A 24,827-nucleotide genomic window follows, 5' to 3' on the forward strand; every position below is an offset into this window, starting at 1 on the left:
CGAAAATAAAAAAGCCCTCTTTTAAGAGGGCTTTTTTTATGGCATTGAAAAGGGATTAGAATTCGCCCCATTTCTGACGTTTCTTAGGTACTCTGAAGAATCGGCCTAGTAATAGACCTAGCAAAAGTACACCTCCGCCGGTCAGGAACCATTGACGTTTAATGGCGTCTTCCGATTGGTCGATTTGTTCACGCATGATGGCGTTTTCATCTTCCAATCGAGAAAGGCGGGCTTTCATTTCTTGGTTCTGTTGGTCAAGTTGAACCGCATTGCTTGAAATATCTTTCAGGCGGTTTAATTCTTGAGTGACCTCGAACTTTTCTTGTTTAACGGTCTTTAGCTCGTTGCTGGTTTCGTCATAACGCGTCTGTAACGTGGTTAATTCTTGCTTTAAGTCGTTATATTTCGATTCGACAGCGGTGGTCTTTTTAATCTGAACTTCCAGTCTGTCTTTTGCAATCGGTTGGTTTTCCAGCATGTTTGAAGGCATCCAGCCGGTAGAACCTTTGTATTCGATTTTAGCCCATCCGGATTCATCTACTTCAAGCAGCTTGACGGCGGTGCCGGATGGCAGCATGCGTGTAATACGGTGTTTATGACTCGCACCGGTACGCATAGGCACTTCAAACGAATCGGTTATATAACGTGCGCTGCCGGTGGTTGGCTCAGCCATGACCGAATTAGGAATAGCCGCTGTTCCTGCGCCGAGTAGAAGGGCCGGGATTAAGGCAAATGATTTAAAGCTGCTGGATCTTTTCATATTGAACCTTTAAATTTTTCAGTGCTGTTTCGTAATCGCTAAGCTTTTGGCGCTCGTTGGCCACGACCGCTTCCGGTGCTTTAGCGACAAAGCCTTCGTTGCTCAACTTGCCGCTTAAGCGTTTGATTTCGCCTTCAAGCTTGTTGATTTCCTTGTCTAAACGAGCGAGTTCGGCGGTTTTATCGATTAGGCCGGCCATTGGGATCAGAACTTTCATTTCGCCAACCAGGCTGACGGCTGATTCCGGTGCATCCGCTTCGTTCTCTAGGACGGTAATACTTTCAAGCTTAGCCAGACTTTGTAAGAACATCTGGTTGTTGTTTAACCAGGTTTGGTCATTTTCATTGAGTCCTGCTAATAGAACAGGCAATGCCTTGCTTGGTGCGATATCCATTTCAGAGCGGATTTTACGCACACCGATTACAAATTGTTTGACCCATTCAAGCTCTGCTACCGCCCCTGTGTCGATTTTGCTTTCATCGGCTTGAGGATAAGGTTCAAGCATGATGGTTTCACCTTGTCTTCCAGCTAAAGGTGCAACCGCCTGCCAGGCTTCTTCGGTGATGAAAGGGATGATCGGATGTAGCAAGCGAAGCATGGCTTCCAGAACTCGTACCAGAGTTTTACGGGTTCCGCGTTTAGCCGCTTCGGAACTTTCTGCGTTATTTAGGATCGGTTTTGAAAGTTCAAGGTACCAGTCGCAATACTCGTTCCAAGTGAATTCGTATAGCGTGTTGGCGGCAAGGTCAAAACGATAGCTTTCGAAATGCTTGGCGACCTCGGCTTCCACTTCCTGTAGGCGAGAAGTAATCCAACGATCAGCCAACGAGAATTCGCATGCTGCGTTTTCGTCAACACCGGTGTCGTAACCTTCGGTGTTCATCAGAACGTAACGCGTTGCGTTCCACAGTTTGTTACAGAAGTTACGATAACCTTCGGCACGGTTTAGATCGAAGCGGATATCGCGACCGGTAGAAGCCAGAGAGGCGAACGTGAAGCGCATCGCATCGGTTCCGTATGCGGGAATACCGTCGGCAAATTGCTTGCGGGTCGCTTTTTCGATTTTTGCCGCTTTCTCCGGCTGCATCATTCCGTAGGTGCGTTTGGCAACCAGGTCTTCCAGTTCGATACCGTCGATCAGATCGATCGGGTCAAGAACGTTACCTTTCGATTTGGACATTTTTTGCCCTTCGCCGTCACGTACCAAGCCGTGAACGTAAACCTGTTTGAAAGGTACTTCACCGGTGAATTTCAAGGTCATCATGATCATGCGAGCGACCCAGAAGAAGATGATGTCGAAACCGGTGACTAGAACCGAAGTCGGATGGAATTTTTCCAATTCCGGGGTTTTTTCAGGCCAGCCTAGGGTTGAGAACGTCCATAGGGCGGAACTGAACCATGTATCCAGAACGTCTTCATCCTGCTTTAATTCAATGTCCGCAGCCAAGTTGTGTTTTGTACGAACTTCTTCTTCGGAGCGACCGACGTAAACTTTTCCGTTGTTGTCGTACCACGCAGGGATACGATGTCCCCACCAGATTTGGCGCGAGATACACCAATCTTGGATGTTGTTCATCCATTCAAAATAGGTGTTTTCCCAGTTCTTCGGTACGAATTCGATGTCGCCGTTTTTAACGGCATCGATAGCCGGTTTCGCCAGTTCTTCAACCGCAACATACCATTGATCCGTCAATAAAGGTTCGATAACTGCATGCGAGCGGTCGCCACGCGGAACCATCAAGGTGTGTGGTTTGATGTCTTCCATCAATCCGAGTTCTTCAAGATCCGCTACGATTTGCTTACGTGCTTCATAACGATCAAGACCTTGATATTTTTCCGGGGCTTCTTCGTTAATGGCGGCGTCAATCGTAAAGATGTTTAGCATTGGAAGATTGTGGCGTTTACCCATCTCATAGTCATTGAAATCATGGGCAGGCGTAATCTTGACGCAACCGGTTCCGAATTCAAGATCGACGTAATCGTCGGCGATGATCGGGATTTCTCTTCCGACCAACGGTAGGGTGATGGTTTTGCCAATCAGGTGCTTATAACGTTCGTCGTCTGGATGGACGGCGACTGCCTGGTCACCGAGCATGGTTTCCGGACGTGTGGTTGCTACGACCAAGTGGCCGGAACCGTCGCTTAACGGGTAGCGCATGTGCCATAGGTTACCTTGCTCTTCTTCGGAAATAACTTCCAAGTCCGATACGGCCGTATGTAATACAGGATCCCAGTTAACCAAACGTTTACCGCGGTAGATTAAATTTTCTTCGTAAAGTTGAACGAAGACTTCCTTAACGGCATTGGAAAGTCCTTCGTCCATAGTGAATCGTTCTCGAGACCAGTCTGGAGAGGCACCTAGACGACGTAGCTGTTTGGTGATAGTACCTCCGGATTCTTCTTTCCATTCCCAGATTTTATCAATGAAAGCTTCGCGTCCGACATCGTGGCGACTAAGTCCTTTGGCCGCAAGTTGGCGCTCTACAACCATTTGAGTAGCAATACCGGCGTGGTCGGTGCCCGGTTGCCAAAGCGTATCGTGGCCTTGCATTCGGTTGTAGCGAATGAGGGTGTCCATGATGGTATCTTGGAAAGCGTGTCCCATATGTAAGCTACCGGTGACATTCGGCGGCGGAATCATAATTGAATAGGGCGTTGATTCGTCATATTTCGGCTTGAAATAGCCTTTATTTTCCCAGGTTTGATACCACTTTGTTTCAATTGTATTGGGGTCGAAATGCTTTTCCATCGGTCTCTTAATTTTATATAGTAATAAGCCCAAAATTATAGCAAAGAGCAGCGGTGGTTGTTTGATGTTGGAAGAATATTTTAAAAAAAGACAAAAAAAACCGGTCAAATGATGACCGGTTAATGCTTCTAGGAGGAAGAAGGATTAATTTTTGTGCGTATGTTTAACGCACATTAACTACCTAGAAGTTGTAATACATTTCCGCGGGATTGATTGTTTTGTGCCTGCATCATTACCGTGCTTTCGTTAAGAATGCTTTGACGAACCTGTTCGGCAATAGCTCTGGCAAAATCGGTGTCGCTAATTTGACTGCGGGTACTGAGTGCATTCAAGTTCTGATTGCTCATATTGTTAACCGCAGAGGTTAAGCCATTTTGTTGAGCGCCGAATTGACTACGGTTGTTCAGCATTTGTTCGTTGGCCAAGTTCAACCCCTGGAGAGCAAGACCGGCATTGGCTGGATTAGAAATGTCCAATCCGCTCAGGCCGAGTGAGTCGATGGTCATATTCGGAAAATTCAGCGTGCTCGAGGAATCGGTCATAGCAATGTCGACACTGGATGTATCGGCGTTAAGTAGATTGATGCCGTTGAAGCTGGTGTTGTTGGCGATACTGTTCACATTTTCAAGATTCTGTTGGAATTCTTGGTTGAGCATGCTGCGCTGCTGTGAATTTAATGTGCCGTTTTGTGCTTGAATAGCCAGTTCGTTCATGCGTAACAGACTGTTGTTGATCGCTTGGCTTCCGGCATCCGCTGTTTGTATCATGGAAATACCGTCATTGGCATTGCGGCTTGCCATGTCTTGAGCGTTGATTTGCGAAGTTAATGTACTTACGACCGCTTGACCGGCAGGGTTATCGCTGGACTGGTTTATTTGGCTGCCTGATGCCATGCTGCTGACAGACGATAGGCTCGATGTGTAAGCGCTTGCGGGAATCGGTCCAAAAGATTCGATTGCCATAACCTAACTCCTAAAACTAAAATGGTCGTTATATAAAATAAATTGTACGCCTTTTAAAGGTCAAAGGAAAGAAAAATGTCTTGTTGTTCAGGGGGTTACTGTCAATTTAAGTTCCCGGAAGGGCCGCCGTTGGTGGATAATCCGGTTATGAGTTTGAATGCGAATTATCAGTTTTTACCCTATGGAACTTTGTTGGAAGAGGGAGAGGTTGTCCGAATTTGGATGGAGTCGGGAAAAGCAAAGCCCGTAATTCTCGAACAGAAGATTCCGTTAACTTTTAATTCGAGCGGCCCGGTTCCCGAGTATGGAGAGCAGAATTATCCGTGGCAGTTGGTCGCACTGGATTCGGGAATTGCTTATGAGGACTTGATGGGGTGGGTGAACCATCCTTTATATAATCCGAATGAGAAAGCCGTATTGTTGAAGTACCGGCATCCGATTGAAGTGAAGCCTAGTTTGAAGATGCTGTTTTTGAAATGGTTATATAAACTCAGAAATTTATAGTGTTTAGCTAAATGAGTTGTCTGCTTAAGCTTGGTTGGAATGTAAGGTTTAATTTTTTAGGATTGTTAAATAAAAAAAGCCCCGATAAATCGGGGCTAAACTTAAATTACAGAGGAGTAGTTTAAGATTTTTAGAGTTGAGTTCAATTAACGTTTAACGAACTCTGGGTAAGCTTCCATTCCGCATTCAGACTGGTCAACACCCTCGTACTCTTGTTCTTCAGTTACTCGAACACCCATTACCGCTTTAATGATGCTCCAAGTAATCAAACTTGTGATGAATACCCAAGCAAAGATAACTGCAGTACCTGTTAGCTGAGCTCCGATAGAAGCATCTGCGTTAGTGAACGTTACAGCGATCAGACCCCAGATACCTACGACACCGTGAACGGAGATCGCACCGACTGGATCGTCGATTTTGAACTTCTTATCCATTGCTAGGATAGTGAATACTACGATGATACCACCTACAAGACCGATTAGAGTCGCTTCCAAAGGAGTTGGAGTTAGTGGTTCAGCAGTGATTGAAACCAAACCTGCTAGTGCACCGTTTAAGATCATAGTTAGGTCAACTTTACCGAATAGGATCTTAGAGATGATGATGGCACCGATAACACCACCAGCCGCAGCCATGTTTGTGTTAACGAAGATCATTGCAACTGCGTTCGCTTCTTCGATGTTAGAGATTTTAAGCTCAGAACCACCGTTGAAACCGAACCAACCTAGCCATAGGATGAAAGTACCTAAAGCGGCTAGAGGTAGGTTAGCACCAGGGATTGCACGTACTTCACCGTTCTCGCCGTATTTACCTTTACGAGCGCCAAGAACCATTACACCGGCTAGGGCTGCAGCAGCACCAGTCATGTGAACGATACCGGAACCTGCGAAGTCTAGGAAACCAAGACCGTCAAGGAAACCGCCACCCCATTTCCAGAAACCTTCTACTGGGTAGATGAAACCGGTCATAACGATTGCGAAAACGAAGAATGACATTAACTTCATACGTTCAGCCACGGCACCCGAAACAACAGACATTGCAGTTGCTACGAACACGACCTGGAAGAAGAAGTCAGACATACCTGAGTAATAAGTGTCGCCATTGCTAGCCAAAACATCCGCAACTGCGTTGTCAGCACCTAGAAGGAAGCTGATACCAGGGATGTAAGAGTTGATGCTGTCGCCATACATAATGTTGTAACCAACCAGCATGTACATGATACAGGCGATAGCGAAAAGCCCAACGTTTTTAGCTAAGATTTCAGTTGTGTTTTTTGTACGTACCAGACCGGCTTCCAGCATGGCAAAACCGGCGGCCATCCACATGACTAGGGCACCAGACATTAAAAAGTAAAATGTGTCTAGTGCATAGCTGAGATGAGTAATTTGTTCCATAATCATTTCCCTCTCGTTAATTAAAGCGCGATATCGCCAGTTTCTTCAGTACGAATACGAATCGCTTGGTCAATCGGCATAACAAAGATTTTTCCGTCTCCGATTTTGCCCGTACGTGCTGCTGAGCCGATAGCTTCAACAACGCTCTCAACCTTGTCATCAGACACGGCGATTTCTAGGCGTAGTTTTGGTAAAAATTCTATTGCGTATTCAGCTCCGCGATAGATCTCGGTATGCCCTTTTTGGCGTCCAAAACCTTTTGACTCAGTAACGGTCATGCCGTGCACGTCAACTTCGTGCAATGCTTCACGTACATCATCGAGTTTAAAAGGTTTGATAATTGCAACAACCAGTTTCATACTAACCTCTCTGATTTGATTGATATAGATGTTTCGGATTGGTTATAACAATATGCGTGCCATCTGTGTATAAAACTCTGTTTAATCATTATGTTATACCTATAATCGTTGGTTTTTTTAAAGAGTAAGTGGGATTTGTTCGTATTGTTGCTGTTTAATGGTGCGAGTTCTGTTAAATCTGGTGCATGTTAATGTGGGGTGAGGTAAGTTGCTTAAAGTGATAAGGGCGCTGGCTATTCAGTTGTTGGCTTTGGTTGTGTTGGCGGCTATGGTGTACGGACTTCAATATATCGTGTCGCCTCCCTCTCCAGTGTGGGGGCTTGTCATTGCACAGGGTCTCTTGGCGGCGGGTTTGACGTGTCGATTGGGCTTGCCCTGTTGGTGGCGATGGATTCAGTTTTTCATGCCGGTAGGTTTGTATGCTGCCGTGTTGTTGGAAGTGCCACCGTGGGTCGGGTTGGTTGCTTTTATATTATTGTGGTTGGTTTTTAAAAACGCCGGGAAAGAGCGTGTGCCTTTATATTTAACGAATTCAACAACACGTGAAGCGCTTAAAGTGCTGATTAAGCGAACTCGAAATGTACGTTTTTTAGATTTGGGATGCGGTCTGGGCGGTAATGTTGTTTTTATGAGTCAGCAGGTCAATGTGGATCGTGCTGTCGGTGTCGAGACCGCTCCGATTCCATTCGTTATTGCCAAGCTTAATTCGTGGTTGCGCGGTGGTGAAGTCTACGCAACGGATTTATGGAAAGTGGATCTGGGAGATTACGATTTAGTTTACGCTTTTTTGTCGAGCGAACCGATGTCGAGGTTGTGGGAGAAGGTTAGGGCCGAAATGTCTCCGGGTTCCGTTTTTGTCAGTAATAGTTTTGCAGTTTCAGGCGTTCAGCCAAGTGAGGTGTGGGAGCTGTCCGATGCACGGCAAACTCGCTTGTATATCTATCGTTTGGATTGATGGTGTCGTAAATACGGCCCGTTTTCCTTTGAGGAGGGAGGGGCTAATGTCTGTGATTGCATTGGATTGAATTACGTACTCGACTTGTATAAAAGAGTAATCAATTATCCGAATCGACTTATAATGTTAGATTGAAAAGTTTACTGTGAATGATGAAAGGAATAGGTATGGAATACAGCTTGCAAAATGCCGTGGAGTGGAGTCGTTTTGTTGAAATGGTCGGGCGACGTTATCCACAGGTGCTCGAGTCTGAATACTGGCAAGAGCGTATGGCAGAGGGTGAGTTGTATCAAAAAGTCTACGCTTTAGTCAGGCAGTCAGAAGATGAAGTGGTTTTGAAGCGCCATTTGCGCCAGCAGCGAAACCAAGTGATGGCACGCATTGCTATCCGTGATCTGACCGGTTTGGCCGATTTGCAGGAGACGATAAGTGAGGTTTCCGATCTGGCGGATGCGTTGGTATCGGCGGCCTTGGATTGGCATTATGAGAAATTCTGCGAGCGTTATGGTACGCCTATCGGTTCCGAGTCCGGTAAGCCGCAAAAAATGATCGTATTGGGTATGGGCAAGCTTGGCGGTCAGGAGTTGAATTTTTCTTCGGACGTCGATCTGATTTTTGTCTATCCCGAATCCGGCGAAACTCAAGGAGCCAGAAAAAGTATTTCAAATGATCAATTTTTTGTACGTTTGGGTCAGGCGCTGAACAAATCGCTGGTTGAGGTGACGGAAGACGGGTTTGTTTACCGGGTCGATATGCGTTTACGACCATTTGGTGATGCGGGTCCTTTGGCGTCGAGTTTTGCCGGAATCGAGCATTATTACGAAATTCACGGCCGGGCTTGGGAGCGTTATGCTTTGGTCAAGGCGAGAGCGATGGCGGGCGATAAGCAAGAGGCTCAGCAGTTATTTAATATTTTGCGGCCTTTCGTTTATCGTCGTTACGTCGATTTTAGCGCGATGGAATCCTTACGAGAGTTGAAGCAGATGATTTCGGCCGAAGTTAAGAAAAAAGGCATGCAGGATAACGTTAAGCTAGGGCCGGGCGGTATTCGCGAGATTGAATTTATCGTGCAGGCATTTCAGTTGGTTCATGGTGGACGGGACCGCAACCTGCAGGGGCGTTCTTTAATGCCGATGATGCAACAGTTGCTGTCGTTGGGATTTATTGACCAAGACGTTTACGATGGATTAATGACGGCCTATATCTTCTTGCGTCGTGCCGAAAACCGATTGCAGGAGTGGATGGATCAACAGACACACGAGTTGCCGGTCAGCGAACAACAGCAGTTGGTGTTGGCGAATTCAATGGGTTTTGAAGATTACACCGGGTTCTTGAATGTTTTAAATCAACATCGCGATTATGTGCAGGCGCAATTTGTCGAAGTGTTTGCTGAGGAAGCGGCAAGTGAAGAAGTCGGGGAACTGACCAATTTTTGGTTGGGTGATACGACTTCGGTAGAGGGGTTGCATGATGTTGAAATTTCCGAAGCTGACGTCCCTTCGTTTTTGAAGCATTTGAACGATTTCAAGTTGAGTCGATCAGTCGGTCGTTTGAGTAAAGACGGTGTAGAGCGCCTAAATGCATTTATGCCGCTGTTAATTGAAGCTTTGCTGAAACAGGGGTACATCGAACAGACGTTTGTTCGTGTGCTTAAGGTGGTCGAAAATGTCGTTCAGCGAAGTGTGTATCTCGTGCTGTTGAAGGAAAATCCGATCGCTTTGAAGCATTTGGTTTCGTTGTGCGAAATCAGTCCTTGGATGGCGGATATGTTGGCAAAGTACCCGGCGCTGATGGATCAGTTGTTGGATGAGCGTAGCCTTTATGCGCCTTTGGATTTGCTGCAATTGAATCGTGAAGTTCAGCATTTATTGGAAGAGGTTGGCAGTGACGAGGAGCGCTTCATGGAACAGATCCGCCAATGGCGCCATGCGCAAGTGTTCAAAGTGGCGGCTGCGGATGTGACCGGGAATGTGCCGATTATGAAGGTCAGTGATTACTTGACTTGGATTGCGGAAGCGGTTTTGAATGGGGTTGTGGCCTTTACTTGGCGTTATATGCAGGATAAAAACGGCATGCCGGGTGGTTTGGATGAATCTTATCTGCGTAATCCATTCTTGATTTTAGGCTATGGAAAAGTCGGTGGTATCGAACTTGGCTATGGTTCGGATCTGGATATTGTCATGTTGTACGAGGGGGTGAGTCCCAGTGCGACGGCGGTAAACGAGCGCGGTCGAAGTTTGGAAAATTCGTTGTATTTCGTGCGCATGGGGCAGAAAGTGATTTCGTTAATGACGACGTTGATGCCGGCCGGAGTTTTGTATGAAGTGGATACCCGTCTGAGACCGAACGGTGCATCCGGTTTGATGGTGACCGATCTTGAGGCATACAAGTCTTATATTGAAAATAAGGCATGGAACTGGGAGCATCAGGCTTTCGTCCGAGCGCGGCCGGTTGTCGGTGACGAGCATGCGCGAAATGCCTTCAATGAGTTCCGACACATGTTTTTGCAAAAACAACGTGACCCGCAAAAAGTGAAAGAAGACGTGGTTGAAATGCGTCAGAAGATGCGTGATTCACTGGATAAGTCGAATGGGGATGCTTTTGATTTGAAGCATGGGCGAGGCGGTATTGTCGATATCGAGTTTATGGTCCAGTACCTGGTGTTGGCATTTTCGCACGATTATCCAGAGCTCTCTGAATACACGGACAATATTCGAATTTTAGAGGCGATTGAGCGTGTCGGTTTATTGTCTGTTGAAGAGGTTGATAGTTTAGTTAAATCCTATAAGGTTTATCGTTCGAAATATCATCGTCTTGCGTTGCAAAATCATAAGGCGATTGTCGAAGTCGATTGTTATCCGTCGGAGAGGGAGAGGGTAGTATCTATTTGGCAGAAGTTGATGGAGAGCTAATCGTAAGCAGAATGATCGTCAAATCCTGGTTTAGTTAGTCCTTGTTCGACTTAGTTGTTAGGTTTAAAAGGATAGCAACGTTTTGACGGAAATGAGGTGACGATATATCTATGTTTAATAAGATATATTTAATAAGAGCAATAAAAAAAAGCCCGCATAAAGCGGGCTTTTTTGTGTTCCATTGCTTCTTGATTAAGAAGAATAGTACATGTCGAACTCGATTGGGTGAGTTGTTGCACGGAAACGTGTAACTTCTTCCATCTTAAGAGCGATGTAAGAATCGATCGCTTCATCAGTGAATACACCACCTAACTTCAAGAACTCACGGTCTTTATCAAGTTCTTCAAGCGCTTCGTCTAGAGAAGCACAAACAGTGTTGTAGGTTGCTTCTTCTTCCGGTTCTAGGTCGTATAGATCTTTTTCTGCAGGCTCGCCTGGGTCGATCTTGTTAAGGATACCGTCAAGACCTGCCATCATAGAAGCCGCAAACGCTAGGTATGGGTTCGCTGTTGGATCAGGGAAACGTAGCTCAACACGACGTGCACGCTCAGATGGAGCATAAGGGATACGGATAGAAGCTGAACGGTTCTTACCAGAGTAAGCTAGCAAGATAGGCGCTTCAAAGCCAGGAACCAAACGCTTATAAGAGTTAGTACCAGGGTTGGTGAAAGCGTTCAATGCGCGAGCATGCTTCATCAAACCACCGATGTACCAGATTGCTTCTTGAGAAAGACCTGAGTAAACATCACCGGCAAAGATGTTTTTACCATCTTTAGATAGAGACATGTTGATGTGCATACCAGAACCGTTATCACCAACGATTGGCTTAGGCATGAAAGTAGCCGTTTTACCAAGCGCGTGACACGTGTTGTGAACAGCGTACTTAAGGATTTGAACTTCATCCGCTTTCGCAGTTAGAGTGTTACCGGCAACTGCCAATTCACACTGACCACCGGCCGCAACTTCGTGGTGATGAGCTTCAAGCTTAAGCCCCATCTCTTCAGCCATTGCGCAGATGTCTGCACGAACTTCGTGAAGTTGGTCAACTGGAGGAACCGGGAAATAACCGCCTTTAACTTTCGGGCGGTGACCCATGTTACCGTCTGAATAAACTTTTTCAGTGTTCCATGCCGCTTCGTTACCGTCGATCTTTACGAAACAACCAGACATGTCAGCACCCCAACGAACGTCGTCGAAGATGAAGAATTCAGGTTCAGGACCGAAGAAAGCTGAATCTGCGATGCCAGTCGATTTTAGGTAAGCTTCCGCTTTTTTAGCGATACCACGAGGATCTTTTTCGTAAGATTCCATTGTTGCCGGTTCAACGATCATACAACGGATAATCAAAGTTGGATCATTGGTGAACGGATCCATGTAATAACCGTCAGTTTGAGGCATCAGAAGCATGTCTGAATCGTTGATCCCTTTCCAGCCAGCGATAGAAGAACCGTCGAATGTTTCACCGTCAGTGAAGAAGTCTTCGTCTACTTTGTTGGATGGAATGGTAACGTGTTGTTCTTTACCGTGTGTATCGGTAAAGCGTAGGTCAACCCATTTAACGTCATTCTCTTTGATTAAGTCTAAGATTGCTTGTGGCATTATTTATGTCCTTTCTAGCATGGTTTTATGAAAATAAACTTGTAAGAGATATTAGCTTGAACCGTGCCAAATTTCCAATCTTTTTTATATTTGTTTCAAGTCATTGATTGGTCTTTGTTTTTGGTGGGGTAGGCGGTAGTGCGTCCTGGGTTGAGTGTGCACAAAAGTTGAACTTTTATGGTGCTGACGTTAAGTTTTGGTGCATTGTCAGAGGTGAATCGTATGTTTTATGATATGGGTTTTCTTGGGGAAAAAATACCCTTTTACGCAATAAATTGAAATGTAATTGTCATATTAAAAAGGTATAGTACCGCCATTGATGAGTAATGTCAGTTCCTGATAGGTTTACTATAGGTTGGAAGTAATATGAGTAGTCGTGCAGAGATAGCGTTGGATAAAGCGTTAAAAGGTCCTGAATTTGAGAAACGCGTTAGGCGTCGAAATGCAAAGGATGCAGCTTCAACATTTGGAATAAGTATTGGCGGAATCGGTGTTATTTTGTCCGTTCTGTTGATTATGTTTTTCTTGTTGTATGTGGTGTTACCGCTTTTTGTTCCGGCGACGGTTGAAAAACATGCTCAGTACGGTATTCCCGGCACTCAAAACGAAAAAACGCTGTATTACGGCATGGATGAATATCAGGAAACGGCCTTGCGTTTTACGGCATCGGGGAAGTTGTTCGGATTTGATGTCGCCAACGGTAAGCAGATTTCTTTGGACTCTTTGCCTTTAAGCGGTCAGCACATTACGAGCTTTACGGTGGTTTCGGAAATTGGTAATGTTTTGGCGTTTTCATTATCCGATGGGACGGTACTTATTGCCAAGTATGGATACGACGTCAGTTATCCAAACAATGTCCGTACGATCACACCTAAGGTCGAATATCCGTTTGGCGAGGAAGCCATCGAGTTGGCTTCGGCGCCGATCGAAAAGCTGGCGGTGAAGCAAAATGATTCTGACTTGGTGTTTGCCTATAAAGAGTTAGGTTCGGATCAAATCGTTATTAAGCAGTTTTCTAAAATTGAATCGATGCTTTCCGATACGATCACTTTGGAAGAGGGATATGTCGGTGCGTTTGAAAGTAAAAATGCAGCCGACTGGCTTGAATTGGACGGTAGTATGCGCAACCTATACGTCATTTCAAAAGACGGTGTGGCCGACTACTATAATTTAAGCGATATCGAAAGTCCTGCGCTGGTTCAGCATGTGAATATGCTACCGTCCGGCGAACACCTGACCACCGTCCGTTTCTTGTTGGGTGACTATTCCTTGATGTTAGGAACCGATAAAGGAAACGTGATCCAATGGTTCCCGGTTCGCGATAACAACAATGATTTTGCCATTCATGAGATTCGCAGCTTTAAGGTCGGTGACTCGCCGATTCATAGCATAGCGATTGAAAAGAACCGTAAGGGGTTTGCGACTACCGATGCTTCGGGCCAATTCAATCTGTACCACTCTACTGCGGATCGTCATCTTAATAGTACACAAGTAATTGAAAACGGTTCGACCGGTTTTGTCATGATTTCCAACCGTGCTAACGGTGCCTTAGTGGAAACTTCCGACGGCCAGCTGGTACATTACTTGATCGAAAATCATCACCCGGATGTATCGGTTTCAAGTTTATGGGGCAAAGTCTGGTATGAAGGTTATTCCGAACCGGCTTACGTCTGGCAGTCGTCTTCTGCCAGTGCGGACTTCGAGCCTAAATTCTCGATGACGCCATTGACGTTCGGTACGATCAAGGCGGCTTTATATTCGATGTTATTTGCGGTTCCAATCGCCGTATTGGCAGCAATCTTTACCGCATTCTTTATGGATAAGCAGACACGTCAATGGGTTAAACCTTCTGTTGAGTTGATTGAAGCGCTTCCAACCGTAATCCTTGGTTTCTTGGCGGGATTGTGGCTGGCGCCTTATATGGAATCGCATCTGCCAGGTTTCTTTTCGTTGTTGATTATCGTGCCGATAGGGATCGTGGCTTTTGGTCTTGCCTGGTCTAAGTTACCTGAATCGATTCGCTTAAGATTGCCTGTGGGTAAACGAGCGGTATTGATGATTCCTGTGGTTATTTTCCTCGGTTGGATATCATTGCAACTCAGTGCGCCGCTAGAAAATGCTTTCTTCGATGGTGATATGCGTCACTGGCTAACGTTCAACGCCGGAATTGATTTTGACCAGCGTAATGCGATGGTTATCGGTTTTGCAATGGGCTTTGCTTTGATCCCGACGATCTTCTCGGTGACTGAAGATGCAATCTATAACGTGCCTAGTTATTTGATCAACGGTTCTTTGGCGCTGGGTGCGAGCGGATGGCAGACATTGGTTGGTGTTGTCTTGCCGACGGCCAGTCCGGGGATTTTCTCTGCCATTATGCTTGGCTTCGGACGCGGTGTAGGGGAAACCATGATCGTGTTGATGGCATCCGGTAATACACCGTTGATGGAAACGAACTTATTTGAAGGGATGCGAACGTTGTCGGCGAACTTGGCGGTAGAAATGCCGGAAGCCGCGGTTGACAGTTCACACTATCGAGTACTGTTCCTGTCCGGTCTGGTACTGTTTATTTTCACATTTATATTCAATACCTTGGCAGAGGTTGTTCGTCAACGTATGCGTCGCAAATACGGATCGCTTTAGGAGTTTATGGCATGAGAGAATGGTTTAAAAAAGGCGAACATTGGATCTGGTTTAGTGCCTCTACTGTCAGTATTAGCGTCGTATTGGTGTTTGGATTGTTGGCAATGATTTCCTATAAAGGCTTGATTCATTTCTGGCCTCATGACGTTTACCATGTTGAAGTTCAGCATGAAAACGGCGATAGAGAAGTCGTAATCGGCGAGTTGCACGATTCTAAGGTCAAAGAGATCGACGATGTTGCTGCGCCGCACGGCAAAAGAGAAATTCCTCAGTATCTATTTAAGGTGGGTAACCGTGACGTTTACGGTATCGATTTTAGATGGGTGAGCAGTGCGGACATCGTTGGCGGTATCGACACGCTTGAGAAAGACATTGTCGTAGTCGAACGTTATGAATATGGCAACGTTTACGGACATATCAAGTCTGTTACCATTGATGGTAAAACCGTCTCCGATCCGCAAGAGAGTTTGGCGTTGCTTTCAAAGCAAGTCAAAAAAGGAACCGAGTTACACAGCGAAATCAAATACATTGAAAAAATTGAAATCGGTGCGATTAACTACAAGATTGAAGGCTTGCGTTTAGAAGAGAAGAAGCTACGTGCCAACGGTGATTTCAATGACGAAGAGGCAGCTCGATTAAACGCAGAACGTGCTGAGTATCAAAAGGATTTTGATAAACATCATCAGGCCGCTCAGGACTTATACAAGCAGACGGATACGCTTGGCTCTGTCGAATTAGCGATTGCCGGTAACAAAACTTTGACCGTTCCTGTTAAGAAAATCGTACATTTCTGGCAGCCGAACAACTTTAGTCTGATGGAAAGAGTTGGATTCTTCTTTAACTCGGTCGGTAACTTCCTGTTGGATGATCCGCGCGAAGCGAATACGGAAGGCGGGGTGTTCCCGGCCATTATCGGTACGGTCACCATGGTTATGTTGATGGCCGTTTTTGTAACGCCTATGGGGGTCATCGCCGCAATCTACATGAGCGAATATGCCAAAGAAGGTATCGTTCTGAGAATGGTGCGGATTTCGATTAATAACCTGGCAGGTGTTCCTTCAATCGTATTCGGTATTTTCGGTTTAGGTTTCTTTGTCTATATTATGGGGTCGTCGATTGACGAACTTTTCTATAGTTATGCGTTGCCGAGTCCTACATTTGGTAGTCCGGGTCTTTTATGGGCTTCCTTGACTATGGCCTTGTTGACCTTGCCGGTGGTCATCGTGTCGACCCAAGAAGGTTTGTCTCGAATTCCGCGTGCGCTCCGTGAAGGTGGTTTAGCCTTGGGTGCGACTAAGTCCGAAACGATTATGCGTATTATTTTGCCGATGACCATGCCTGCGATCATGACGGGATTGATTTTGGCGATCGCCCGTGCGGCGGGTGAGGTTGCACCGCTGATGTTGGTCGGGGTAGTCAAGCTGGCGCCTGAATTGCCATTGGATATGGTGGCGCCGTTCGTACATTTAGATCGTAAGTTTATGCACCTAGGTTTCCATATTTATGACGTTGGCTTCCAGAGCCCTAACGTTGAGGCTTCACAGCCATTGGTTTATGCCACTTCATTACTTTTGGTTTTGATTATTCTAGGCTTAAACTTAGGGGCTATTATGATTCGTAATAAGTTACGTGAAAAATATAAATCCCTAGACAATTAATTTTTGTAAATAAGTTGAATTTAGTTAAAGTATTTTAAAGATAACCCGATTATCCGGCGTTGAATCGGGTTAAAAGGATTAAGTAGACATGAGCGAACAAAATATCAGCGTTGCTTTAGATCGCGATCACCGTAGCCTTTCATTAGCAGATGAAAAGGTGGCAATGGAAGTTAAAGACTGGAATCTGTATTATGGTACCAAGCAGGCTTTGAAAGACATTAACATGGTTGTTCCCGAGCATCGTGTAACGGCTTTCATCGGTCCTTCCGGTTGCGGTAAATCCACTTTATTGCGTTGTTTCAATCGCATGAACGATTTGATCGATATCGTTAATGTTGAAGGTGAAATGACTCTTCACGGTGACGATGTCTACGCAAAAGAGATGAACGTGGCTTCACTGCGCCGCCGTGTCGGTATGGTATTCCAAAAGCCGAATCCGTTTCCTAAAACCATCTATGAAAATGTCGCTTATGGACTGCGTCTGCAAGGGATAAACGATAAAAGCGTTCTCGACGAAACCGTTGAGTGGGCTTTGAAAGGCGCCGGTTTATGGGAAGAAGTGAAAGATCGTTTGAATGAGAATGCTTTAGGTATGTCCGGCGGTCAGCAACAGCGTTTGTGTATCGCCCGTGCGATTGCAATCAAGCCGGAAGTGCTTCTATTGGACGAACCGACTTCGGCGTTGGATCCGATCTCCACTTTGGCGATCGAAGAGTTGATTTTCGAGTTGAAAAAAGAGTTTACGATTTTGATCGTAACCCATAATATGCAGCAGGCTGCTCGTGTTTCGGACTATACTGCTTTTATGTACATGGGTGAACTTATCGAATATACCGATACGGATAGCTTGTTTACAAACCCGAAAATGAAGCGTACTGAAGACTACATTACCGGGCGTTACGGTTAAGTATTGCCTATTTATAAAATCAAAGACGATAGGTAATCAGAGCAGAGGATAGTGGATCATGGAAAGAACAGAATTTAAAAGCCATATTTCAGAACAGTTAAACCGTAATTTGGAAGAGTTGTTTAATCAAGTTTTGGAAATGGGCGGTTTGGTTGAGCGTCAGCTTGAAAACGCGGTTATCGCGGTAGAAAACGCAGATGTTGCTTTGGCGAAAGAAGTTTTACAAATCGACAAAGTCATCAATAAAGAAGAGATGGAAATCGATCGTCTATGTGCGCGTGTTTTAGCCAGACAGCAACCAACCGCTTCCGATTTGCGTTTGATTATCATCGCTATCCGTATTGCGGTTGATTTGGAGAGAATGGGTGACGAGGTGGTTAAGACGGCCAAGTTAGTCATCAAGATGGCAGACGAAAATATTGATTGTAAACAGTTACCTGGTTTCAATGCATTGCTTGAAATTACGTCTTGTGCCAATACCATGTTGAAGAAAGTATTAAATGCTTTCGCCCGTTTGGAACTCTCAGAAGTGATCAGTGTGGTCGATGACGAAGAGCGTATGGATGAGCGTTTGGCGCATGCGATTAAAGAAGTGACTCAAGGTTTCAACGATTCTGACCTTCCGGCGGAATGTTTGTTGGAAATGGTGTTTGCTTTAAGAGCCAGTGAACGTGTGACTGACCATGCAGCCAATATTGCGGAAAGTATCGTTTACCTTGTCGACGGTCGCGATGTTCGCAATATGGATACGGCCAAATTATCAGAGTTTTTAAGCACGATTGAATAATTTTTTGTTTGTCGATGAATGAGTTGTAAGTTGGATGAATAAGCAGACGGTTTTAGTTATTGAAGATGAAGCGGCGATCAGGGATATGCTGAAGTTTACCCTGTCGTCGGCCGATTTCACGGTCTTGGAAGCACCTAATGCCGAACAAGGATGGAAGATCGCGTCAGAGACGTTGCCGGACTTGATTCTGTTGGATTGGATGTTGCCGGGCGTTAGCGGGGTTTCATTGGCTCAGCGTATTCGTCAAAACGAAAAGACTCGCGCCATTCCGATCGTCATGTTGACGGCAAAAGGTGAAGAAGACGATCAAGTTCAAGGTTTCGAAGCCGGCGCCGACGATTATGTCGTTAAGCCGTTTTCTCCTCGTGCCTTAGTTGCTCGAATTCAAGCTTTGTTGCGTCGTCAAGATCCCGAACAATCCAAAGAAGACCGCCTGGTCGCCGGTAAGATGCAGCTGGATTTAAGCAGTCATCGTTTTACGGTTGATCAGGCAGAAGTGAAACTTGGACCGACTGAATTCAAACTGATTCAATTCTTTATGACCCACCCGAACCGAGTGTATTCGCGAATGCAATTACTTGATCAGGTGTGGGGTGAGAATGTCGTTGTGGAAGAGCGCACGGTCGACGTTCATATCCGACGTTTGCGTAAATTGCTGGAACCGGTACTGGTCGCTGATTATATTCAAACTATTCGCGGTTCAGGGTATCGCTTTTCCGTTATTGAGGAATAACTTTGTTCTCTAACGGCGTTTCCAGAGAACTGACCTGGCTGATAACCTCTTTATTGGGGTTATTTTTTTTCAGTTGGATTACCAATCTTTGGATAGAAGGCCTGTTAGCTTATTTGGTTTTGTATGTTGTCCGCCAATTATGGAGCATGCATAAATTCGAAATGTGGATGGACAAGGGAACTCAAGCGACGTTTCCGCCAGCTTCGGGATTCTGGAGCGAATTGACCTATCTGGTTTCCCGTAAACAACGCGCCTTGGAAAAACATGCCGATTTGCAGTTGTATAAGTCGGAACAATTCAAAGCCGCTTCCATGTTGATTCCCGATGCGATTGTTTCGCTCGATCAGCAAAATCATATTGAATGGTTCAATGCGTCGTCCAGAAAAATACTTGAGTTGCGTCGACAGGATGTCGGTCGTAAAGTCGAAGGTTTAATTCGCCAGCCGGAATTTATTCAGTATCTAAAAGACGAAAAATATCAGAATGTCCTGACCATTCACTCTTTGCAAGGTGTGCAAAGAACATTCAGCGTTAAAATTATTCCCTACTTCGACAGCCATAAACTTTTGATCGTTAAAGATATCACCGATCTTTACAATTTGGCTCAAATACGTCGTGACTTTATTGCTAATGCCTCCCACGAATTGCGTACGCCTCTGACGGTTTTAAAAGGCTATCTGGAAGCGATGATCGACACTCCCGGTCAGCATCAGAATATGTGGTTGCCGGCGCTCGAAACGATGGAGAAACAATCGGATCGAATGAAGGCCATCATCGATGACTTGCTGACTTTGTCTAAAATGGAATCCGAAACGCTTTCTTCTCAAGAGGAGTTGGTGAATGTTCCGAAAATTTTAGCGGGTCTCGAACGCGAAGCGGAGCAGCTCAGTCAGGGCAGGCATAAGTTTGTGTTTTCGGTGGAACCGGATTTGTGTATGACCGGTTATGTTGAGCCGTTGAAAAGCGTGTTTATGAACCTCGTTTCCAACGCAGTGCGTTACACTCCTGAGGGCGGTTTGATCAAAGTATCTTGGTATCATGACGACGACGGGGCGCATTACAAGGTCGAAGATAACGGGATCGGAATTGCAAAAGAGCACATTCCGAGATTGACAGAACGTTTCTACCGCGTCGACACAGCCCGTTCGCGGGAAACCGGCGGAACGGGGTTGGGATTAGCCATTGTAAAACATATTCTGGAACGACATGGCGCAAGCCTGCACGTCGATAGTTTGGTCGGGAAGGGGTCTACCTTTCAGTGTGATTTTCCGGTAGAACGGGTAGTGATGCAGTAAGCGGTTGGTTTGGTGCCTACCGAGGCACCTATGAGGTAATTTTGATGTACCTGGTCGTCAAGCCATCAATTCTTTCGCTAACGCGGCTTCAATCTACGATTGAAAAGTTTGCTTGATGGCAAAGAAAATCAGCGCGGCCATGAGTGCCGATGCAGGGACTGTGATCAACCATGCCGCCGCGATTTTCAAAAACGCCGAACGTTTGACCAATTCCTTTTGATAGACCTTATTTAAAGATTTTCGTTCTTTTTTGGTTAACGAAACATCGGCTTCTTTTTGTTTGAGTTGAAGCAGCATGTTTTTCTTTTCTTTAATAGACGCTTTCTCAAACTGCTGTATGAAACGATCGATTTCAGCCTGGTCTTGGCCTTGGTGGTGATCTCTGATCGCTTGAATGGTATTGGCATAATTGCGTTTTAGGTATTCACGCAGAAAGCCGACCCCGAAAATACCACCTACCGCAATGTGGGTAGAACTGACGGGGAGACCGAGCTGTGATGCGATGATAACGGTGATCGCCGCGGCCATGGCAATAGAGTAGGCACGCATTTGGTCGAGTTCGGTGATTTCGCTGCCGACAGTTCGGATAAGCTTCGGTCCGAACAGCATTAAGCCTAAACTGATTCCGATCGCCCCGATTAGCATTACCCACAGTGGAATCTCGGCCTTGGTCGCAATGCCGTGAGTTTGTATGGCGTCATGGATGGCGGCCAGCGGTCCTACCGCGTTAGCGACATCGTTTGCTCCGTGGGCGAAACTGAGTAAGGCGGCGGCAAAGATAAGCGGAATGGTAAACAGCTGGTTGATGTTGCTTTTATTGTTTGATAATGAAGCGGCCTGACGCGAAATTAAGGGTTTGACGATAAAGTAAATGGCAACAGCGATGCCGAGTCCGATGAGTACGGCGTATTCAAAATCGACTTTCCATATTTTCTTGAGGCCTTTCATGATTAGGTAGGTTGAAAAGGCCCATGCCATGATCGCAATCAGAATAGGCAGCATTGTTTTAGCCGCTTCAACCATATCGTTTTTATAGGTGATGCTGCGTTTAATCCAGAATAGGAACAGGGCTGCGATGACGCCCCCGATCAATGGGGAGATTACCCAACTTGCGGCAATCGCCCCCATTTGATTCCAGTTGGCGATGTTCCAGCCGGCAGCGGCAATACCGGCACCGAGAACGCCGCCGACGATCGAGTGTGTGGTGGAGACCGGAGCTCCGACCGCAGTGGCAATATTAAGCCATAAAGCACCCGCCAGCAGTGCGGCGATCATCAGCCATACGAAGGTATCGCTATCGGCGATTAGAGCGGGATCGATGATTCCTTTTTTGATGGTGCTGACGACGTCACCGCCCGCGATCAGGGCGCCGGAGGTTTCGAAAATGGCGGCGATAATAATCGCACCGGTTAAAGTCAGGGCTTTAGAGCCTACAGCGGGACCGACATTATTGGCGACGTCATTGGCTCCGATGTTCAATGCCATATACCCGCCGATCATGGCGGCAATCACCAATTCGATGCTGATAGAGCCGGAAGAGGTGTGCTGGTTCGCGGTGAACAGCATGATTAAAATGATAAACAGTAGTGCGGACCCCAGACGAAACATTTCTTTTCGACCGCGCTTCGTTGCACTTTCAATCTCGTTGATGTTACGGAATTCCATAGCTGAATCTCTGATGTTAAAGATTGGGAGGGGGCGTAATTGAATATTGACCGCTAGCCCACTATTGAGTTTTTGGTATTTTATGAGGTTTTTTGTGCGCTGTCATGAATATGTAATAATTCCTTAAAGATACTGTTATAGGTGGTCTCTATAATCTGCCCTGTGTTCAAAATTCATTTTGTATTTATTTGGAGTATATTCACATGATCAAACGTCAAATGCTATTGGCAATGGGCCTAGCTGCAGCAACTGTTTCTCAAACTGCATATGCAGCTGTTGATGCAGACTTACCTGCTTACTCAAAAGTTTCTGGTATCTCTGGTAACCTTAACTCTGTAGGTTCTGATACTTTAGCTAACTTAATGACGCTATGGGCTGAAGAGTTCAAACGTAACTACCCTAACGTTAACATTCAGATCCAGGCTGCTGGTTCTTCTACTGCGCCTCCAGCTTTGACTGAAGGTACTTCAAACGTGGGTCCTATGAGCCGCAAAATGAAGTCTAAAGAAGAAACTGCATTCGAACAGAAGTGGGGTTATAAGCCTACTCCTATCGCAGTTGCGATCGATGCTTTGGCAGTATATGTAAATAAAGACAACCCAATTAAAGGTTTGACTATTCCACAAGTAGATGCGATTTTCTCATCAACTCGTAAGTGTGGTTATAAGTCTGATATCGCTACTTGGGGTGAAGCTGGTGTTGAAGGTAGCCTAGCAGCTAAGTCTATCCAGATTTACGGTCGTAACTCTGTATCTGGTACTTACGGTTACTACAAGAAGCACGCTCTATGTAAAGGTGACTACAAGTCTTCTGTAAACGAACAGCCTGGTTCAGCTTCTGTTGTTCAGTCGGTTTCTGCATCTGTTAATGCAATCGGTTACTCTGGTATCGGTTACAAAACAGCGGGTGTTAAAGCAGTTGCTCTAACTAAGAAAGAAGGTACGCCATTCATCGAAGCTTCAACTGAGAACGCTTTGAACGGTACTTATCCTCTATCTCGTTTGCTTTACGTTTATGTAAACAAAGCGCCTAACAAGCCAGTTGAGCCAGTTGTTGGTGAGTTCTTCAAGCTAGTACTTTCAAAAGCTGGTCAGCAAGTTGTTGAGAAAGACGGTTATATCCCTCTTCCAGCTAAAGTTGCTGCTAAGCAGTTGGCAAAAATCCAGTAAGATCGGGTTTCGCTAGCAATAAAAAAGCCTCGCAATGCGAGGCTTTTTTTTTGTCCGATGAAAAGTAAGTTCAGTTCAACGGATGGGTCTGATTTAGCGATGAATCAGATCAGCTCGATTTCCACATCGGTTAAAGGAATCACGCTACAGGTCAAAATCTCTCCCGACTGGACTTCATAAGCCGGTGATTGAATCTCTTCGACTTCACCCGAAATCAGCCTTACCGCACAAGCGCCGCAATTTCCCCCTCGGCAGCTATAAGGCATATCGAACCCGTTTTCATCCAATGCTTCAAGCATTGAAAACTGACCGTCGAATTCGCATTCTCCCTGTCCTACTACATTAATTTTTGCCATGTTCTTTTCCTTTAAAGATGTGTATACCGTTCGTCATTTTATCAATTTTATTTATGACCTATTCAAGTAGAATATACAAAAATTTTATTAACCACCATAGAGAGTTTATCAAACATTATGACATGGCAGAATTTCCAGCAGAAATTTCAAACGATTCGTGACAACAAAGTGTTTGAGTTGTTCGTCATTTCGATCATTATTTTTTCTTCTTTGATGATTGGGATTCGCACTTACGATTTACACCCGATTGTCGAGAATGTTTTAAGGTTTTTAGACTATGCGGTCACGCTGTTTTTCTTGGTCGAGATCGTCATTCGTATCGCGGCTGAATCAAGAATTCGCGACTTCTTTAAAAAGGGCTGGAACATCTTCGATTTCGTGATTGTCGTGGTCAGTCTGATTCCTTTGGATGATTCCGAATATGCGTTGATAGCTAGAATGCTACGTCTGTTCAGGGTGATGCGTTTGATCTCGTTCATTCCCGAATTGCGAGTGTTGGTTTCGGCGCTGATTACCGCTCTGCCGCGAATGGGGTATGTGGGCTTGTTGATGTTCATCATCTTCTATCTCTATGCGGTAATCGGAAATCTGCTGTTTTCACAAATCAATCCGCAGTTATGGGGCGATTTGGGTATTTCGTTGCTGACGTTGTTCCGTGTCGCCACGTTTGAGGATTGGACCGACATCATGTATGAAACCATGACGGTTTATGGTTTGAGTTGGATTTACTATGTGTCGTTCATCTTTTTCTCGGCCTTTGTTTTCTTGAATATGATGATCGGGATCGTGGTCGACGTCTTGGATGAAGAGCATAAAAAAATGGAAGCGGAGAAGCTGGGCGAATCTTTGGATGAGCACTTAACCTTTGAGGCTCGGGTAGAGAATGAGTTATCCGATTTGCATCGCAAAATCGATCTGTTGCTGTCTAAGCAGGAGCGTTAATTCTCGGTAAGCAGCACGACATTCATGGCGTGAATTCGTGTAAAGAAAAAGGCTGTGATTCTCGATTGAGCCGGAATGGAAAACCGTTCCGTTTTGATTGGTTTCATGGCCTTTTTTTTAAATTTCTAATTCTATGAAAACGATAAATATTTCATAAGGTTATCCTACCTTTTTGTAGGGTCTGTTTGGGCAAGTTGTTGATTTTTAGATTTTTTTTGTTTATAATGTGACCCAAGTAAATAAACCCAAAAGGTTAGTTTTATCTTTATTACAGTTGTATTTATTACACTGTCATTTGCGTTTAGGCGCCCATCAATTATAGACCAACGTTGGTCGAGTCTAATCCAAAGGACGAGTCCTGAGGAATCAATCGTATGGCACTCAATTCAGCATTTAGCTCGAAGGGGTTCGGCTGCTTTGCATTTGTCCATAATCCATTCTGTATCCTTGTTGATACAAACCTCCTTTTTATTGCGATTGGTTG

19 protein-coding genes are annotated in these 24,827 nt (G+C 45.4%); 11 read left to right on the forward strand and 8 right to left on the reverse strand.

All coding sequences use genetic code 11. From position 1 onward, the window contains the following. Window positions 1-55: 55 nt before the first annotated feature. From ABY044_RS06630 to ABY044_RS06640, 3 genes are all read right to left on the reverse strand, one after another. Window positions 56-760, reverse strand: coding sequence for a TIGR04211 family SH3 domain-containing protein (locus ABY044_RS06630; RefSeq protein WP_373019438.1), 705 nt, complete (start codon window positions 758-760; stop codon window positions 56-58). Then, window positions 738-3,509: a valine--tRNA ligase gene (locus ABY044_RS06635; protein ID WP_373019440.1), complete on the reverse strand. Its 2,772-nt coding sequence runs from the start codon at window positions 3,507-3,509 to the stop codon at window positions 738-740. The genes ABY044_RS06630 and ABY044_RS06635 overlap by 23 nt, the downstream gene beginning before the upstream one ends. A gap of 173 nt (window positions 3,510-3,682) precedes the next feature. Next, window positions 3,683-4,471, reverse strand: a complete 789-nt coding sequence (locus ABY044_RS06640) for a flagellin (protein WP_373019441.1) — start codon at window positions 4,469-4,471, stop codon at window positions 3,683-3,685. A gap of 75 nt (window positions 4,472-4,546) precedes the next feature. On the opposite strand from ABY044_RS06640, the gene ABY044_RS06645 reads away from it, so the two are divergent. After that, window positions 4,547-4,975, forward strand: coding sequence for a hypothetical protein (locus ABY044_RS06645; protein ID WP_373019442.1), 429 nt, complete (start codon window positions 4,547-4,549; stop codon window positions 4,973-4,975). Between the two features lie 146 nt (window positions 4,976-5,121). Here ABY044_RS06645 and ABY044_RS06650 read toward each other — a convergent pair whose 3' ends face one another. Continuing rightward, window positions 5,122-6,366 (reverse strand): ammonium transporter, encoded by a 1,245-nt coding sequence (locus tag ABY044_RS06650; protein WP_373019443.1) that lies wholly within the window; start codon window positions 6,364-6,366, stop codon window positions 5,122-5,124. A gap of 20 nt (window positions 6,367-6,386) precedes the next feature. Then, complete coding sequence (locus ABY044_RS06655; RefSeq protein WP_373019444.1) at window positions 6,387-6,725, reverse strand: P-II family nitrogen regulator; 339 nt, start codon at window positions 6,723-6,725, stop codon at window positions 6,387-6,389. A 217-nt stretch (window positions 6,726-6,942) separates the two neighbouring features. Here ABY044_RS06655 and ABY044_RS06660 point away from each other — a divergent pair, with 217 nt between their 5' ends. Continuing rightward, window positions 6,943-7,680, forward strand: a complete 738-nt coding sequence (locus tag ABY044_RS06660; RefSeq protein ID WP_373019480.1) for a hypothetical protein — start codon at window positions 6,943-6,945, stop codon at window positions 7,678-7,680. Window positions 7,681-7,847: 167 nt separating this feature from the next. After that, window positions 7,848-10,592 (forward strand): bifunctional [glutamate--ammonia ligase]-adenylyl-L-tyrosine phosphorylase/[glutamate--ammonia-ligase] adenylyltransferase, encoded by a 2,745-nt coding sequence (glnE, locus tag ABY044_RS06665; protein WP_373019445.1) that lies wholly within the window; start codon window positions 7,848-7,850, stop codon window positions 10,590-10,592. A gap of 192 nt (window positions 10,593-10,784) precedes the next feature. Here the strand turns inward: glnE and glnA are convergent, their stop codons facing one another. Continuing rightward, on the reverse strand, window positions 10,785-12,191 hold the full coding sequence (gene glnA / locus ABY044_RS06670) for a type I glutamate--ammonia ligase (RefSeq protein ID WP_373019446.1): 1,407 nt from the start codon (window positions 12,189-12,191) through the stop codon (window positions 10,785-10,787). A gap of 366 nt (window positions 12,192-12,557) precedes the next feature. On the opposite strand from glnA, the gene ABY044_RS06675 reads away from it, so the two are divergent. The 6 genes from ABY044_RS06675 (at window position 12,558) to phoR (ending at window position 20,211) form a co-directional block, all read left to right on the forward strand. Beyond that, window positions 12,558-14,831, forward strand: coding sequence for an ABC transporter permease subunit (locus ABY044_RS06675; protein WP_373019447.1), 2,274 nt, complete (start codon window positions 12,558-12,560; stop codon window positions 14,829-14,831). Window positions 14,832-14,842: 11 nt separating this feature from the next. Then, the gene (gene pstA / locus ABY044_RS06680; protein ID WP_373019448.1) at window positions 14,843-16,489 is read left to right on the forward strand and encodes a phosphate ABC transporter permease PstA; all 1,647 of its coding nucleotides are present in this window, start codon (window positions 14,843-14,845) and stop codon (window positions 16,487-16,489) included. 88 nt (window positions 16,490-16,577) lie between these two features. Beyond that, window positions 16,578-17,396: a phosphate ABC transporter ATP-binding protein PstB gene (gene pstB, locus ABY044_RS06685; RefSeq protein WP_373019449.1), complete on the forward strand. Its 819-nt coding sequence runs from the start codon at window positions 16,578-16,580 to the stop codon at window positions 17,394-17,396. 58 nt (window positions 17,397-17,454) lie between these two features. Next, complete coding sequence (phoU, locus tag ABY044_RS06690; RefSeq protein WP_373019450.1) at window positions 17,455-18,183, forward strand: phosphate signaling complex protein PhoU; 729 nt, start codon at window positions 17,455-17,457, stop codon at window positions 18,181-18,183. Between the two features lie 34 nt (window positions 18,184-18,217). Then, on the forward strand, window positions 18,218-18,916 hold the full coding sequence (phoB, locus tag ABY044_RS06695; protein WP_373019451.1) for a phosphate regulon transcriptional regulator PhoB: 699 nt from the start codon (window positions 18,218-18,220) through the stop codon (window positions 18,914-18,916). A gap of 2 nt (window positions 18,917-18,918) precedes the next feature. Next, window positions 18,919-20,211, forward strand: coding sequence for a phosphate regulon sensor histidine kinase PhoR (gene phoR / locus ABY044_RS06700; RefSeq protein WP_373019452.1), 1,293 nt, complete (start codon window positions 18,919-18,921; stop codon window positions 20,209-20,211). 93 nt (window positions 20,212-20,304) lie between these two features. Here the strand turns inward: phoR and ABY044_RS06705 are convergent, their stop codons facing one another. Next, window positions 20,305-21,876, reverse strand: a complete 1,572-nt coding sequence (locus tag ABY044_RS06705) for an inorganic phosphate transporter (RefSeq protein ID WP_373019453.1) — start codon at window positions 21,874-21,876, stop codon at window positions 20,305-20,307. A 203-nt stretch (window positions 21,877-22,079) separates the two neighbouring features. Here ABY044_RS06705 and ABY044_RS06710 point away from each other — a divergent pair, with 203 nt between their 5' ends. Continuing rightward, window positions 22,080-23,045, forward strand: a complete 966-nt coding sequence (locus tag ABY044_RS06710) for a PstS family phosphate ABC transporter substrate-binding protein (protein WP_373019454.1) — start codon at window positions 22,080-22,082, stop codon at window positions 23,043-23,045. 104 nt (window positions 23,046-23,149) lie between these two features. Here ABY044_RS06710 and ABY044_RS06715 read toward each other — a convergent pair whose 3' ends face one another. After that, window positions 23,150-23,401 (reverse strand): 2Fe-2S iron-sulfur cluster-binding protein, encoded by a 252-nt coding sequence (locus tag ABY044_RS06715; RefSeq protein WP_279419581.1) that lies wholly within the window; start codon window positions 23,399-23,401, stop codon window positions 23,150-23,152. Window positions 23,402-23,518: 117 nt separating this feature from the next. Between ABY044_RS06715 and ABY044_RS06720 the strand changes: the two genes are divergently transcribed. Then, a complete protein-coding gene (locus tag ABY044_RS06720; protein WP_373019455.1) occupies window positions 23,519-24,343 on the forward strand; it encodes an ion transporter in 825 nt (274 codons plus the stop codon). Window positions 24,344-24,827: the final 484 nt, after the last annotated feature.

The sequence above is a fragment of the Thiomicrorhabdus sp. genome (genome assembly GCF_041583835.1).
Classification (GTDB): domain Bacteria; phylum Pseudomonadota; class Gammaproteobacteria; order Thiomicrospirales; family Thiomicrospiraceae; genus Thiomicrorhabdus.